The 494-nt window shown below is 39.9% G+C and carries 1 protein-coding gene; it reads right to left on the bottom strand.

Annotated features, from left to right (window positions below; all coding sequences use genetic code 11):
- Window positions 1-86: 86 nt before the first annotated feature.
- Window positions 87-494: alpha/beta hydrolase family protein (locus tag CWB85_RS22030; protein ID WP_171039076.1), on the bottom strand; the 408-nt coding region annotated here is incomplete at its 5' end.

Raw genomic sequence — 494 nt, 5'->3', positions numbered from 1 at the left:
AAATACAGCTCAAAGAATTGTGCCTAGAACACACCTGTTAATATACATGGCAAGCTAAGGGCTTGCCATGTATTTAGGCTATGATTTTACAATGTTAGATGCTGATCTAAAAATGCCAGCACTTGCTTATAATAACGAGTGCGATGTTCTGTTTTATAAAAACCATGTCCTTCATCTTCAAGTAGCTCATAAATATAGGGGTGTTTCGCTTTTTTAAGCGCTGCAATCAGTGATTCAGCTTGTTCAATCGGTGCTCGCTTATCTTCGCCACCGTGCACTATTAACACTGGAGCCTTTAACTTATCAATATTATAGCTAGGTGAAAAAGCCTTTAATTGCGCTTCATCTGTGCCCAATACACTTTGTAAATAACGTTGGCCACTGTCGCGCCCTGCAACATCCCCTTCTTCAAACATTAAAGGTAAGTCATAAACACCCACTACCCCAATCGCACACTTAAACATATTAGGTTCTAAAATCGCACTTTGTAGCGC

This window comes from Pseudoalteromonas sp. S1727 (assembly GCF_005886375.1).
Lineage (GTDB): Bacteria > Pseudomonadota > Gammaproteobacteria > Enterobacterales > Alteromonadaceae > Pseudoalteromonas > Pseudoalteromonas haloplanktis.
Note: the sequence above shows the minus strand (reverse complement) of the source record. Positions and strands in the feature narration are given on the sequence as shown.